11 protein-coding genes are annotated in these 13,588 nt (G+C 59.8%); 4 read left to right on the forward strand and 7 right to left on the reverse strand.

The window, feature by feature from the left end; genetic code table 11:
• Positions 1–187 precede the first annotated feature (187 nt).
• Positions 188–1,546 carry an MFS transporter gene (locus ACL2XG_RS01975; protein ID WP_410014732.1) on the forward strand — a complete coding sequence of 453 codons (1,359 nt, stop codon included), beginning with the start codon at positions 188–190 and terminating at the stop codon, positions 1,544–1,546.
• Between the two features lie 1,316 nt (positions 1,547–2,862).
• Here the strand turns inward: ACL2XG_RS01975 and yghU are convergent.
• From yghU to rhaS, 5 genes are all read right to left on the reverse strand, one after another.
• Positions 2,863–3,732: a glutathione-dependent disulfide-bond oxidoreductase gene (yghU, locus tag ACL2XG_RS01980; protein ID WP_410014733.1), complete on the reverse strand. Its 870-nt coding sequence runs from the start codon at positions 3,730–3,732 to the stop codon at positions 2,863–2,865.
• 134 nt (positions 3,733–3,866) lie between these two features.
• Entirely contained in the window at positions 3,867–4,874 is a 1,008-nt protein-coding gene (locus ACL2XG_RS01985) for an ABC transporter permease (RefSeq protein ID WP_410014734.1), read from the reverse strand.
• Positions 4,871–5,881 carry an ABC transporter permease gene (locus tag ACL2XG_RS01990; RefSeq protein WP_410014735.1) on the reverse strand — a complete coding sequence of 337 codons (1,011 nt, stop codon included), beginning with the start codon at positions 5,879–5,881 and terminating at the stop codon, positions 4,871–4,873. Before ACL2XG_RS01990 ends, ACL2XG_RS01985 begins: the two co-directional genes overlap by 4 nt.
• A gap of 3 nt (positions 5,882–5,884) precedes the next feature.
• Complete coding sequence (locus ACL2XG_RS01995) at positions 5,885–7,396, reverse strand: sugar ABC transporter ATP-binding protein (RefSeq protein ID WP_413723011.1); 1,512 nt, start codon at positions 7,394–7,396, stop codon at positions 5,885–5,887.
• A gap of 73 nt (positions 7,397–7,469) precedes the next feature.
• The gene (rhaS, locus tag ACL2XG_RS02000) at positions 7,470–8,429 is read right to left on the reverse strand and encodes a rhamnose ABC transporter substrate-binding protein (protein WP_413723449.1); all 960 of its coding nucleotides are present in this window, start codon (positions 8,427–8,429) and stop codon (positions 7,470–7,472) included.
• A 576-nt stretch (positions 8,430–9,005) separates the two neighbouring features.
• On the opposite strand from rhaS, the gene ACL2XG_RS02005 reads away from it, so the two are divergent.
• The 3 genes from ACL2XG_RS02005 to ACL2XG_RS02015 are packed head-to-tail and all read left to right on the forward strand — an operon-like array spanning position 9,006 to position 11,702.
• Entirely contained in the window at positions 9,006–9,830 is an 825-nt protein-coding gene (locus ACL2XG_RS02005) for a transporter substrate-binding domain-containing protein (RefSeq protein ID WP_413723010.1), read from the forward strand.
• Positions 9,830–10,681 carry an amino acid ABC transporter permease gene (locus ACL2XG_RS02010; RefSeq protein WP_413723009.1) on the forward strand — a complete coding sequence of 284 codons (852 nt, stop codon included), beginning with the start codon at positions 9,830–9,832 and terminating at the stop codon, positions 10,679–10,681. Before ACL2XG_RS02005 ends, ACL2XG_RS02010 begins: the two co-directional genes overlap by 1 nt.
• Positions 10,682–10,727: 46 nt before the next feature.
• Complete coding sequence (locus ACL2XG_RS02015) at positions 10,728–11,702, forward strand: homocysteine S-methyltransferase family protein (protein WP_413723008.1); 975 nt, start codon at positions 10,728–10,730, stop codon at positions 11,700–11,702.
• A gap of 85 nt (positions 11,703–11,787) precedes the next feature.
• Here the strand turns inward: ACL2XG_RS02015 and dppA are convergent, their stop codons facing one another.
• Positions 11,788–13,362 carry a dipeptide ABC transporter periplasmic-binding protein DppA gene (dppA, locus tag ACL2XG_RS02020; RefSeq protein ID WP_410016804.1) on the reverse strand — a complete coding sequence of 525 codons (1,575 nt, stop codon included), beginning with the start codon at positions 13,360–13,362 and terminating at the stop codon, positions 11,788–11,790.
• Positions 13,363–13,391: 29 nt separating this feature from the next.
• The gene (locus tag ACL2XG_RS02025; protein ID WP_410014740.1) at positions 13,392–13,541 is read right to left on the reverse strand and encodes a hypothetical protein; all 150 of its coding nucleotides are present in this window, start codon (positions 13,539–13,541) and stop codon (positions 13,392–13,394) included.
• Positions 13,542–13,588 lie beyond the last annotated feature (47 nt).

The following is a 13,588-nucleotide window of genomic DNA, read 5'->3' on the forward strand; positions in this document are numbered from 1 at the left end:
TGTAAATTAAATGTGATGGAGATCGGTAAACGAACAAAAAATACTTGTATGGTAGTAAGCATCTGCATATCTTTTCACCACATTCATTCGGCGGGCGCCATTGCGCGCCGCTGATGGCATGTATAACGGAGATATCCCCTCTCTGTACCTGAAACTGTGCCTGAGACAATTTGCAGAGAATAACCCTATGAGTATAAAAACAGAGTCAACACGCCATCAGCCGGTACGAAGCACCGCTGATCTGGTCAAGGTTTCCGTATCCGGCTGGCTGGGCACCGCCCTGGAGTTTATGGATTTCCAGCTGTATTCGCTGGGCGCGGCATTGGTTTTTCATGAGGTGTTTTTTCCGGAACAATCCGCCGCCATGGCATTGATCCTGGCCATGGGCACCTACGGCGCGGGGTATATCGCCCGTATCGTCGGCGCGTTTATCTTCGGCCGGATGGGCGATACCATCGGGCGCAAACGGGTGCTGTTCATCACCATCGCCATGATGGGTATCTGTACCACGTTAATCGGCGTGTTGCCTACCTACGCCCAGATCGGCATCTACGCGCCGTTACTGCTGATAATCCTGCGTATTATCCAGGGGCTGGGCGCGGGCGCCGAAATCTCCGGCGCCGGCACCATGCTGGCCGAATATGCGCCCAAGGGTAAACGGGGGCTTATCTCCTCCCTGGTCGCCATGGGGACCAACTGCGGCACCCTGTCGGCCACCGCGATTTGGGCCGTGATGTTTTTTGTGCTGGATAAAGAGCAGTTGGTGGCCTGGGGCTGGCGTATTCCTTTCTTATCCAGCATCGTGGTGATGATTTTTGCCATCTGGCTGCGCCTGAACCTGAAAGAAAGCCCGGTTTTTGAAGAGGTGAAGGACAGCGGCGAAGGCAAGGTCGCGGTTACCGACGCGGTGCTTGATACCCATTCCCTGGCGGCGATGTTCAGCAGCAAGGCCTTCTGGCTGGCGACCGGGCTGCGTTTTGGCCAGGCCGGCAATTCAGGATTGATCCAGACCTTCCTGGCCGGCTATCTGGTGCAGACGCTGTTGTTTGAAAAAAAGATCCCCACCGACGCGCTGATGATAAGTTCGGTGATAGGCTTTCTCAGCATTCCCCTGATTGGCTGGCTGTCCGATAAAATCGGCCGGCGGTTGCCTTATATCCTGCTGAATATTTCGGCGATTATCCTGGCGTATCCTATGCTGTCGATGATTGTCGACAAGAGCAACGACGTTAACACCATTATGGCCTGCATTATCATTATCCATAATTTCGCCGTGCTGGGGCTGTTCGCGCTGGAAAATATTACCATGGCGGAAATGTTCGGCTCGCGTAATCGTTTCACCCGGATGGCGATTTCCAAGGAGCTGGGGGGATTGGTCGCCGTTGGGTTCGGTCCCGTCCTGGCCGGTATTTTTTGCAGTATGACCGGTTCCTGGTGGCCGATTACCGCGATGATCGTCGTATATTCCTGTATTGGGCTATTCTCCGCCGCCTGTATGCCGGAAGTGAGGGATCGCGAGCTGAGCACCCTGGAGGATGCGGCGTAATTCGCCTGCGGCGGGGCTTATGTTGCCGTAGCGGCTGGCGGGGAGATTTATGTTTGCGGTAAGGGTTTCGTTTGTAGTGCGCGGTGAGGCTTATGGTGCCGCGGCGGTAAGGTTCATGCTGCCGCGGCGGTAAGGCTTATGTTGCTGCGGTGAGGATTTCGCTTGCCGTGCGTTTGGGGGTTTATGTAGTGTCGGGTGCCGGCAAGCGACAAAGAGGCCGTACCGCGACGGCCTCCTTGACCTCCGCGCGTCCGGCAGATCGTGCGCCGCTGCGCGGTCCCCGGCATCACCCATCCCGGCTTGTGGACCGCCCGGTATGCGCTCCCGGCGCAAACCGGGCTTTCGCCGCTCCCGGCGGCTCATCCAGCCAAGATGCGCGCTGCCGGCGCACTCTATGCCGGCACCACGTCAACACCATCGCCTGTGAGTAAAACAGCGTTTTGGGGTTTATCGCGGTATGTGATTACCGGGAAAAATATCAGTATTTATTTTGGGCTGATGGCTGAAAGCGTAAGGTTTAAGTTGCATGAATGATGAACGCCTTATTGCATGGCTGCATGGCTGCATGGCTGCATGGCTGCATGGCTGCATGGCTGCATGACTGCATGGCTGCATGACTGCATGACTGCATGACTGCATGACTGCATGACTGCATGACTGCATGTCCAACTTTTCGCTGTGCCAGCTGCATTCCGTACCCGTTGTATTCCAGAACCGTCAATCGCATTCCGACGCCAGACCCTATCCAAAACTACAGCGCCGCTGTTGTTTCATAATATGCAGCGCCAACAGCGACATGGGGACCGGCATAAAGCGCGCTGACGGCGCCTGTGCCCCCGGCATGAGCCGCCGGGAGCGGCGAAAGGCCCGGTTGCGCCGGGAGCGCATACCGGGCCGGTGCATCACGGGGGCATGGGCGACGGAAGGCATCGCGCAGCGACGCGCGACCTGCCGGGCGCGCGGAGGTCAAGGAGGCCGTCGCGGTACGGCCTCTTTGTCGCTTGCCGGCGCCCGGCAATACATATGAACACCTCACGCACGGCAAGCGAAACCCTCACCGCGGCCACATAAACCTCACCGCCGCGGCCACATAAACCTCACCGCCGCGGCCACATAAACCTCACCGCCGCGGCCACATAAACCTCACCGCTGCGGCCACATAAACCTCACCGCCGCGGCCACATAAGCCTCCCCGCCGCGGCAACATAAGCCTCCCCGCTAGCGAAACCCCCGCCGGGTGTCCAATGGCGCTAAATCAAATCACATACCGTGCCATGGGGCGCTACACCGGCTTTAACGCTCCCTGGCGCCGGGCTTTAAGACGCGCCGCGTTTGTCTGCGGTATTGTGCTCGAAATCAGCCGCGTCGTGGCGTTCATGCAACTGCTCGGCGGGATCGCCCCAGGTACGGTTGACCTTGCGTCCGCGCTGCACGGCGGGGCGCCGGCTGATGTCCTCGGCCCAGCGCGTGAAATGCCGGTAGGAGGTAATATCCAGGAACTCGCCGGCGTCATACAGCCCACCCTGCACCAGGCTGCCGTACCATGGCCAGATGGCGATATCCGCAATCGAATAATCCTCGCCGGCGATAAAACGGTGTTCGGCCAGTTGCCGGTCCAGCACGTCGAGCTGGCGTTTGGCTTCCATGGTGAAACGATCGATGGCGTATTCAATTTTTACCGGCGCATAATTATAGAAGTGGCCGAAGCCGCCGCCCAGATAAGGCGCGGAGCCCTGCAACCAGAAAAGCCAGTTCAGCACTTCGGTGCGCGCGGCGCGCTCCTGAGGCAGGAAACGGCCGAATTTTTCCGCCAGATAAAGCAGGATGGAACCGGATTCAAATACGCGGATAGCCGGCGACGCCGAACGATCGAGCAGCGCGGGAATTTTGGAATTGGGATTGACGGCCACGAAACCGCTGGAAAACTGATCGCCTTCGCTGATGCGGATAAGGAACGCATCATACTCCGCGCCGCTTTCGCCCAGCGCCAGCAGCTCCTCCAGCAGGATGGTGATTTTCTGCCCGTTAGGCGTGCCCATGGAGTAAAGCTGCAGCGGATGTTTACCGACCGGCAGCGTCGCCTCGTGGGTCGGGCCGGCGATGGGGCGGTTGATATTGGCGAACGCGCCGCCTTGTTTCGGCTGCCAGGTCCAGACTTTGGGCGGTTGATAGTTATTTTCCGACATAGTGCGGGTTAGCCTTCAGGTAAAAAACGTGAGTTAAGTGTAGCAGCCCGGCGAAAGCAGGTTTAACCCTCTGTGGGATCGCCTGGCAACAAAGCATCCGGGCGCAGGCCATTCTTCTGCCATGCCGCGAGGCGTTAACCGTTGCGCGCCATAACGCGGCGGGTGAGGATTGGCAGCGAGATCACCGCTATCAGCATCAGGCCGACGATAATGGACATCACGATGCCGGGCACGTTCAGCAGGCTCAGGCCAAAGGTCACCAGCCCCATCAGAAAGGCGGCGATGATGACCCCGGTCATGCTGCCCGATCCGCCCAGTACGTTGACGCCGCCCAGCACCACCATGGTGATGACGCTCAGCTCCCAGCCCAGCGCCAGGGTAGGGCGCGTGCTGCCCAGGCGCGAGGTGAGCAGCACCGCCGCCAGGCCGGATAGCAGCCCCACCAGGACAAAAAGCGTCAGGTTATGGCGTTTGACGTTAATGCCGGAATAATAGGCCGCGACGGGATTATTGCCGATGGCGAAGGTGCGGCGCCCGAAGTTGGTCCGGTGCAGCAGGAAGTAGAACAGTAGGGCCAGCAGGATAAATAACGCGAACTCGAACGACAGCGCGCCGAACACATACCCCTGGCCGAAAAAAGCGAAGCCGGCGGGGTAATGGTTGATGGACTGGTCGCCCAACAGCACATAGGTGATGCCGCGAAAGAGGCTCATGGTGCCGATGGTGATCACGATGGAGGACAGATTCAGGCGCGTTACCAGCAGGCCGTTGATCAGGCCGCACAGCAGCCCGACCGCCAGGCCGACGCAGACCAGGCCCGGCGTCGCCAGCCCGGCCTGCGCGCAAAATCCCATCAGGGTGGAGCTGAGCGCCATAATGGATGCGACCGACAGATCGATTTCCCGGGCGATAATCAGCATGGCCATCGGCAGGACGATAATGGCTTTTTCGGTGAAATTAAACGTAGCGTCCGACAGGTTCCAGAGATTGAGGAAATAAGGGGATGCGGCGGCGTTGACGGCGAACACCAGCAGCGTCACGACCAGCAGAAACCCCTCCCAGCTCAGCAGGCGGCGGACCAACGGATGCTGGCGCAGCGGGACCGGCTCGGGCTGCGGATGGGAGGATAAGGTCTTGTTCATATACTGCCCTCTTTTTTCAGCCCCGGCTGCGGCGCCAGCGCGGCGTCATGCAGGATCAGGCGTCCCTTACGCCGGTTGGCGCGTTCATTCATCATCACGGCGATAACAATCACGCCGCCGGAAATCGCCATCTGCCAGAATGGCGATACGCCGATAACCGGCAGGGCGTTATTGATAACCCCCAGGAACAATGCGCCCAACAGGCAACCCGCCACGGTGCCGATGCCGCCCATGGTGCTGATGCCGCCGATAACGCAGGCGGCGACGATCTGCAGTTCAAAACCGTTGGCGACATCCACGTAGGCCACCGCGAACCGGGTGATCCAGAGATAGCCGCTGAAGCCGGCCAGCGCGCCGGAGATGCAGAAGCTGATAAACTGCATTTTGCCGGCGTTGATGCCGGCATAGTACGCCGCGGTGGCGTTGCCGCCGGCGGTATACATGGCGCGCCCCGTGCGGCTGTAGCGCATGAAATAGCCCACCGCGGCCAGGACGGCGAGCGCGCACCACCCAAGGATCGGCAAATGCAGGAACAGGGTGCGGGGCAGGCTCAGGAAACCGGGGCTCATCTGGTGGGCGTTGATCCAGCCGCCGCCGGACAGTAAAAAGATAATGCCGCGGTAAATACTCATGGTGCCGAGCGTCACGACAATCGAGGGAATGCCGAGTTTCCACACCAGCAGGCCGTTAATGGCGCCCATCGCTAAACCACCGGCCGTGGCGATAACCACCAGCAGCCCGATCGGCAGCGCCGGGTAATGAAAGTTCAGCAGCGCCACGATCATGCCGGTCAGCGCCAGGTTGGCGGCCATCGATAAATCGATGCCCCTGGTCAGCAGCACCATCATCTGCCCCAGGGCCAGGATAATCAGGATCGCGGTATCGTTGAACATTTCCAGCAGGTTGCCGGGCTGCAGAAATTCCGGCGCGCGGCCGCCCACCCCCAGGATCATCAGCAGGATCACCACGGCCAGGAACAGTTCGCGGTGTTTAAGTAATGTTTTCATCGTTTATGCTACCTCAAGGCCGGCGCCGCTGGCGACACTGACTATCGTTTCCGCCGTGACGTCGGCGGCGTTGAATTCGCCCACCATCAATCCCTCGTGCATCACGATAATGCGGTTCGCCATGCCCATGATTTCAGGCAGCTCGGACGAGACCATAATCACCGCCAGCCCCTGGCCGACCAGTTCGGCCATAAACTGATGCACCGCCGCTTTCGAACCGATATCGATCCCCTTGGTGGGTTCATCGAGGATCACGATGCGCGGCCGCGTCGCCAGCCATTTGCCGATAACCACTTTTTGCTGATTGCCGCCCGAGAGGGTTTCCACCGATTGCCGCCAGCTGAACGCCTTGACCTGCAGGCGCCGGGCGTAGTCGTCGGCCAGGGCCATTTCTTTGCTTTCATTGAGGATGCCGTGCGGATTCAACCGGCTCAACTGCGGCAGGCTGATGTTTTGATAGATGGGCAAAGCGATTACCGCCCCCTGCTGCTGGCGCTCCTCGGGCACGTAAACGATCCCGGCGTCGATAGCCTCGGCGGGGTTGGCGAAGCGCCGCGCTTTGCCGCCGATAATGATGTCCCCGCGGCTGGGCTGGGTGACGCCGAACAGCGCTTTCATTAACTCCGTGCGCCCGGCGCCGACCAGGCCGTAAAACCCCAGGATTTCGCCCTGGCGCAGCTTGAAGGAGATGGCGGAAAACTCGGTCGGATGGCTCAGATCGCGAACCGCCAGCACGGTGTCGCCGGGCTGGTGCGCGGGCGCGGGATAGGCCTGGCTGATTTCGCGCCCGACCATCATGGTGACCATTTTCGCCTCGGTCATATCGCTGATATGTCCCGAACCGATATAACTGCCGTCGCGCAGGACGGTGTAATAGTCCGAGATGGCAAAAATCTCATCGAATTTATGCGAAATAAACAGGATCGCTTTGCGCTCCTGTTTTAACCGCGCCACGATGCGGTAAAATTCGCTGATTTCATGTTGCGACAGCGCCGCGGTCGGTTCGTCGAGGATCACCACCTGGGCGTCGAAGGAGAGCGCGCGGGCGATGGCCACCATATGGCGCTGCGCGATGCTCAGCTCTTTCAACACCGCGCGCGGATCGATCTGCACGTCCAGCCGGCTGAGGATCGCGCGGGTTTGCCGGTGCATCCGCGGCCAGTCGAGACGTTTAAAGACGCCGCTGACCAGGTAGTGGCCGGCAAAAATATTCTCCGTCACCGACAGCTCGTCAAACAGCACGGTTTCCTGATGGATGGCGGTAATGCCCAGCTTATGGGCGGCGTCCGGGGTGACCAGTTTTACCGGGATGCCTTTATAGAGTATCTCGCCTTCCTCCGGCTGGTAAATCCCGGTCATCACCTTCACCAGCGTCGATTTGCCCGCGCCGTTTTCGCCAATCAGCGCCGTCACTTTGCCGGGATAGAGGTCGACCCGCACATTTTCCAGCGCGCGCACGCCCGGAAAGATTTTCGTGATCCCCTTTAACGCTAACAATGGTGTGGCATCGGCCATGACGTCCTCCGCATTACCCTGCCGCCAGCATAAACGCCGGCTTATCCCGCCCGGGGATAAGCCGGGGCCCACATCAGAATATTTTGGAAAATTTATCGATATTGCCGGCATCATAGACAAACGGCTTCGACATGGCGCCGTTGCCGTCGGCATCCAGCTGCACGTTGCCCAACCGGCCCATGCCGGCCTGGGTGGCGGTGGTTTTGCCTTTCACCAGATCATAGGCGAGATACGTGGCCGCATAACCCAGATCGATCGGGTTCCAGATGGCGAAACTCTTGGTGGCGCCGGATTTGACCGCGCCGGCCATTTCCGAGGGCAGGCCCAGGCCGGTCACGTAGACCTGGCCGATCTTGCCCTGGTCCTTTACCGCCTGCGCCGCGGCGACGATGCCCACGGACGATGGGGAAATGATCACCTTCAGGTTGGGGTAGGTCTTCAGCAGGCCGACGGTTTCACGGTAACTTTTATCAGACAGATCATCCCCATAAGCCACGGTCACCAGGTTGACCGACGGATAGTGCGGCAGCACTTTTTTCATTTCCGCAATCCACAGGTTCTGGTTGGTGGAGGTGGGTGTGGCGCTTAAGATCGCCGTATCCCCCTTTTGCAGGCCCAGGGCGGTGATGGCGTCGGCCGCCAACTGTACGTTCATCTGGCCAATCAGGTCGTTGCTGGACGGATTGAGATGGATCTGGCGACCCTCCTTGGCCACGCCGGAATCCCAGGACACCACTTTGATGCCGCGCTGCATGGCTTTTTTCAATACCGGCACCAGGGCGTCCGGGTCGTTGGCCGAGACGGCGATGGCGTCCACGCCTTGCGCAATCAGGCCGTTAAGCACTTCAATCTGCGCTTCCGCGGTGGTGGTGGTGGGCCCGGTATAAATCACCTTCACGTCGCCCAGTTCCTTGGCGGCCTGCTGGGCGCCGACGTTCGCCGCCTCGAAGAAGCCGTTGCCCAGGGATTTTGCCACCAGCGCGATTTTGATTTCGGCGGACGCCGTGCCGGCCAACGCCAGGCAAGACGCCATCAGGGCACAACTGAGTATTTTTTTTAATGTCATCGTATGTACTCCAGCTGATAATACTGCGTGGGAAATACAGGGTAATAAAAAGGACGCGGCATGGTCGTGACGTCCGGCGCAATTGCGGTTCCGGATTGAGGCTGCGGCAAAGCCGCTGTAGGGTCGTGGCCGGCAATCATAAGCATGAACCTTCCTGGAAGGTAGTGTTATGACTCTAGAACCTGGCGCCGCGCGCCGCCTTTACGCCATTGCCATCTCTCGCCGCACAGTGGCAATGACAGAAAGATGCGGATGAGCGGTATCACAAATTAATAACATTTATTTCCGGGCGTAAAACCGGGACAGGATGGCGACGCCGTCACGCGCCTGGCGGCGCCGGCACGCTATCCTGGCGCGGTTAATACCATCCCCCGGCGCATCCCGTTTCCGTGCGGCCGAACCGCCTGCGCCGCGCTTTTCAACGTCATTTCAAGTTGTTAGCTGATAAATATATAAGATATGCTGCGATGATATTTTGCAAATTCCGTCCATTCTGTATGGTGAGGTCATGACAGTCACTCCCTTACCCCGGCAGGAAAAATTATGCAGCGCTTGTTAACCGCCCTGACGTTTTTAACGCTTTTTTCACTGACCGCCGCTTCCGCGGCCTATGCCGGCGCCACCCTGGACCGGGTTAACCAGACCAAGGTGCTGCGCGACGTACTGGTAAACGATTATCCGCCGTTTGGTTTTATCGATGACAATAACCAGCTGGCCGGGTTTGATGTCGATGTGGCCAGGGCCGTGGCGCAAAAACTGGGCGTAAAGCTCGAGCTGGCCACGCCGGGATGGGAGGCCATCGTCGGCGGCAAATGGCGGGGGCGCTGGGATATATGCATCTGCTCCATGACCCCCAATACCGAACGGGCGAAAGTCCTTAATTTTCCGGTGCCATATTACAGTTCGCCGGCGGTGCTGGTGGTGAATAAAGATGAGAAAAATATTAAGGGCGCCGCCGACCTCACCAATAAAAAAGTCGGTGTCGGTATTGGCTCCAGTTATGAAAGTTACCTCAATAAAAGCCTGGTGATCCCCGGCGCCCGTCCCATTGTTTTCCCGTTTGATCATGTGCAGGTGGTGCCGACGGATGAAACCGTCGCGTTCCAGAACCTGGCCCTGGGCGCCGGCGCCCGCCTGGACGCGGTAGTGTCCGACCTGGCCACCGCCAATGCGCGTATCGCCAAAAGCGATCGTTTCCGCATCGCCGGCGAGCTGTATGCCGAGCCAAACTGGGTCGCCACCGATAAAGGGGACGCGCAATGGGATCAGACCGTGGCGGATACGGTAAACGCCCTGCGCGCCGACGGAACGCTGGCGCAGATTTCGCGCCGCTGGCTGGGAGAAGATATTACCCGGGCGCCGCAGTAATGCCGCCGTCGTCCGTCGCCGGCACGGAAAAACCGGCTCCCGACGGCGCCGCGTTCGCGCGGCAGGGCCGCGCCGGGTTCCGGCTGCGCGCCACCCTGACCTGGGCGCTGTTGCTGGCGCTGCTGCTGGGGCTGTTTTCCCGTCTGGATCTGGATTTTGCGCTGATAGGGCAAAAACTGCCGTTTATGCTTGGCCTGCGCCTGTCCCCGGACGGCTTTATCCAGGGCGCGGCCCTAACCCTGGTGATTACCGCGCTGTCGATGCTGTTTTGCACGCTGCTGGGCATAGCGACCGCCGCCGGCCGCTTGTCGTCCAGCGCCGTCGCCTTCGGCTGCGCGACGTTTTATACCTCGCTGTTTCGCGGCACGCCGCTGCTGGTGCAGGTATTGATTATCTATCTGGCGCTGCCGCAGGCGGGCATTGTGCTCGGCGCCTTCAGCTCCGGCATCATAGCCCTCTCGCTTAACTATGGCGCCTACCTGGCCGAAACCATTCGCGGCGGCGTCATTGCCGTGCCCCGGGGCCAGACCGAGGCCGCCATGGCGCTGGGATTGCCGCGCGGGGTGATTATCTTCCATATTATCGCGCCGCAGGCGCTGCGGATTATCGTGCCGCCGGTGGGGTCGCTGTTTATTTCCATGCTGAAAGACTCGTCGCTGGTGTCGTTGATGGGGCTATGGGAGCTGAATTTCCTGGCGCAATCCTATGGCCGCAGCACCTATCATTATATGGAAATGCTGACGACCGCGGCGGCCATTTACTGGCTGATGTCCATGGTGCTCGAGTTGTTCCAGGGGCGGCTGGAACGCCGTTTCGGCCGGGGTTACCCGCAGCGCGGCACGCCCCGGTGAGCCTGCGCGGGCGGCATCACTTCACTTTATTCAGGAGTCGCAAATCATGAGCAACGCCGAGCAAAAAAACACCCGCCGCGGCATCACTGTTCTGGATGGCGGCATGGGCCGCCTGCTGGAACAGCTGGGCGCGCCGTTCCGCCTGCCCGAATGGTCGGCGCTGGCGCTGATCGAGGCGCCGGAGTATGTCACGCGCGCCCATCAAATCTACGCCGACAGCGGCGCCCAGGTGCTGACCACCAATACCTTCGGGCTGGTGCCGCATATGCTGGGGGAGGCGCGTTTTCACCGCCGGGCCAGGTCGCTGGCCGGGCTGGCGGGACAACTGGCGCGCAGCGTGGCCGACCAGGCCGGCGCCGCCCGTCCGCCGTCCGCCATATTGGTGGCCGGCTCGCTGCCGCCGCTGTTTGAAAGCTATCGGCCGGATAAATTCATCCCCGCCCGCGCGGATGAAATACTGACGCCGCTGATCGCGGGATTGGCCCCCTGGATCGACTTTTGGCTGATCGAGACCCAGAGTTCGACGCGCGAGGCGCTGACGGCGCTGAACGCGGTCAGGCGTGTCAGCCCTCTGCCGGTGTATGTCGCGTATACTCTTAAGGACGAGGCCGGGCGCACCGGTCCGCCGGAGCTGCGCTCGGGGGAACCGGTGGCGGACGCCGCGGCCGCGACGCTGCGGGCGGGCGCCGCCGGAATAATGTTTAACTGCAGCCAGCCCGAGGCGATGGGCGAGGCGATCGTCGCGGCCCGGCGCGTCATTGACGCATCGGCAACCCCCACGGCGGCGCTTGGGGTCTACGCCAATGCCTTTATGCCGGAGCCTCCTTCCGATGAACCCTATGCCGGCATTTCGCGTCTCAGGGACGATCTCAGTCCGGAAAACTACCTGAAGTGGATCCGCCGCTGGGTCGGCCAGGGCGCCACGATGGTCGGCGGCTGCTGCGGCATCGGCCCCGCGCATATCGCCGCCATACGCAACGCCGGGAAAGATATTTTCCCCGGCGGGGTTGATGAATCTTAGCGGACATGGGATGCAGACCAGCAGATGTTTGCCAAGGAGGGAAGGGGGGAGAAACGGCCGGGCTTCATCAGCCCGACCGCGCCGTTTACTCGACCGAGACGATTTCAAAATGATGTTTGCGATCGACGATATAGCCCTTCACCTCCTTGCGGATCGGCTCGTAGACCGTGGAATGGGCAATCAGCAGCGCGGGCGCCTGGTCGTGCATGATCACCTGGGCCTGCCGGTACAGGGCGGCGCGTTTTTGCGGGTCCGACTCGATCCGGGCGGCCTGGATCACTGTCTCAAAAGGCGGGTAGCACCATTTGGAGTAATTGGAACCATTGTGCGCGGCGTCGCAGCCGAATAACGTGGCGAAAAAATTGTCCGGATCGCCGTTATCGCCGGTCCAGCCCGCCATCATCGTCTGATGCTCGCCGTTTTTTGCCCGTTTCAGGTACTCCCCCCATTCATAGGTGACAATCCTGGCGGTGACGCCGATTTTTGCCCAGTCCGACTGGATCATCTCAGCCATGCGGCGCGCATTCGGATTATAAGGACGCTGTACCGGCATGGCCCACAGGTCGATGGCGAACCCGTCCGCCAGCCCCGCCTCCTTGAGTAATTGCCGGGCCTTGGCCGGATCGTAGGGATAGTCCTGCACGGCGTCGTTATAGCCCCACAGGATCGGGGGGATGAGATTTTTCGCCGCCTGTCCGCCGCCGAGATAGACCGCGTCAAGGATGGATTGCTTATCCACCGCCTGGATTAGCGCCTGGCGGACCTTAAGCTGGTCCAGCGGTTTTTTTTCCACGTTAAAGGAAAGATAGCCGACGTTCAGGCCCGCCTGTTCCTTTACCACGATGTCTTTATTGTCTTTCATTTTGGCGATATCGGCGGGGTTGGGGAATGACATGACCTGACATTCATTTTTTTGCAGTTTCGCGTAGCGTATGGACGCATCGGGCGTAATGGAAAAAATCAAACGGTCTATTTTGGGTTTCTCGCCCCAATAGCCGGCAAACGCGTTGTAAACAATTTTGGAATCCTTCTGGTATTGCACTAATTGGAAAGGTCCGGTGCCGATGGGCTGCAGATCGATTTTTTCCGGGGTGCCCGCCTTCAGCATCTTCGCGGCATATTCGGCGGAGGTAATGGAGGCGAAATCCATTGCCAGGTCGGCAAGGAACGGCGATTCCGGCCGGTTCAGGACAAAACGGACGGTATCATCATCGACCTTCTCTATCCTGGCGATAAGCTTGTCCAGACCCATGCCGGAAAAGTATTGATAGTTGCCGCCGGAGACATTGTGATAGGGGTTATCGGCGTCTTTCTGGCGATTAAAGGTAAACAGGATGTCGTCGGCGTTAAAATCGCGCGTGGGGGTAAAATCGGCATTACTCTGCCATTTCACGCCATGGCGCAAATGAAAGGTGTAGGTTTTTTTATCGTCGCTGATATCCCATCTCTCCGCTAATCCCGGCTGTGTTTCCGTGGTGCCTATTTTGAACTGCACGATGCGGTTGTATATCGGTATCGAGCTGGCATCGTATGTGGTGCCCGCGGTAAAGAGCTGCGGGTTGAATCCTTCGGGGGAGCCTTCCGAACAATACACCAGCGTTTGCGCGGCAAGCGTTGATGAAAAAAGGAGGATGCCTAAGGGCAATCCGGTCGTTAACAGGCGTGTTTTCACGTCATACCTCGGTGGCTTCAGAGTAGCGTTATCAGTGTGGCGGCAAATGCCGCGCAGCGGTCGTCCGGCGAAACCAGCCTGTCGTGATGCAGGCACAGGCGGGAGTCCCCCAGGCTGGCGCCGAAGGCCGACCCCAGCGCCGACAGCCCGGGCACCTTACGTTCCATCTCGGCCCGTTCGCGCCGGCAAAAACGACAGTGCGCACAGCGGACAG

Origin of the sequence: Sodalis sp. RH24 (assembly GCF_047324145.1) — a bacterium.
In the GTDB taxonomy this organism is placed as follows: Bacteria; Pseudomonadota; Gammaproteobacteria; order Enterobacterales; family Enterobacteriaceae; genus Acerihabitans.

Bases quoted from the DNA above. Each gene is read 5' to 3' on its own strand.
- ACL2XG_RS01975 (WP_410014732.1), top strand. From the start codon at position 188: ATGAGTATAAAAACAGAGTCAACACGCCATCAGCCGGTACGAAGCACC.
- yghU (WP_410014733.1), bottom strand. From the start codon at position 3,732: ATGTCGGAAAATAACTATCAACCGCCCAAAGTCTGGACCTGGCAGCCG.
- ACL2XG_RS01985 (WP_410014734.1), bottom strand. From the start codon at position 4,874: ATGAACAAGACCTTATCCTCCCATCCGCAGCCCGAGCCGGTCCCGCTG.
- ACL2XG_RS01990 (WP_410014735.1), bottom strand. From the start codon at position 5,881: ATGAAAACATTACTTAAACACCGCGAACTGTTCCTGGCCGTGGTGATC.
- ACL2XG_RS01995 (WP_413723011.1), bottom strand. From the start codon at position 7,396: ATGGCCGATGCCACACCATTGTTAGCGTTAAAGGGGATCACGAAAATC.
- rhaS (WP_413723449.1), bottom strand. From the start codon at position 8,429: ATGGCGTCTTGCCTGGCGTTGGCCGGCACGGCGTCCGCCGAAATCAAA.
- ACL2XG_RS02005 (WP_413723010.1), top strand. From the start codon at position 9,006: ATGCAGCGCTTGTTAACCGCCCTGACGTTTTTAACGCTTTTTTCACTG.
- ACL2XG_RS02010 (WP_413723009.1), top strand. From the start codon at position 9,830: ATGCCGCCGTCGTCCGTCGCCGGCACGGAAAAACCGGCTCCCGACGGC.
- ACL2XG_RS02015 (WP_413723008.1), top strand. From the start codon at position 10,728: ATGAGCAACGCCGAGCAAAAAAACACCCGCCGCGGCATCACTGTTCTG.
- ACL2XG_RS02025 (WP_410014740.1), bottom strand. From the start codon at position 13,541: ATGGAACGTAAGGTGCCCGGGCTGTCGGCGCTGGGGTCGGCCTTCGGC.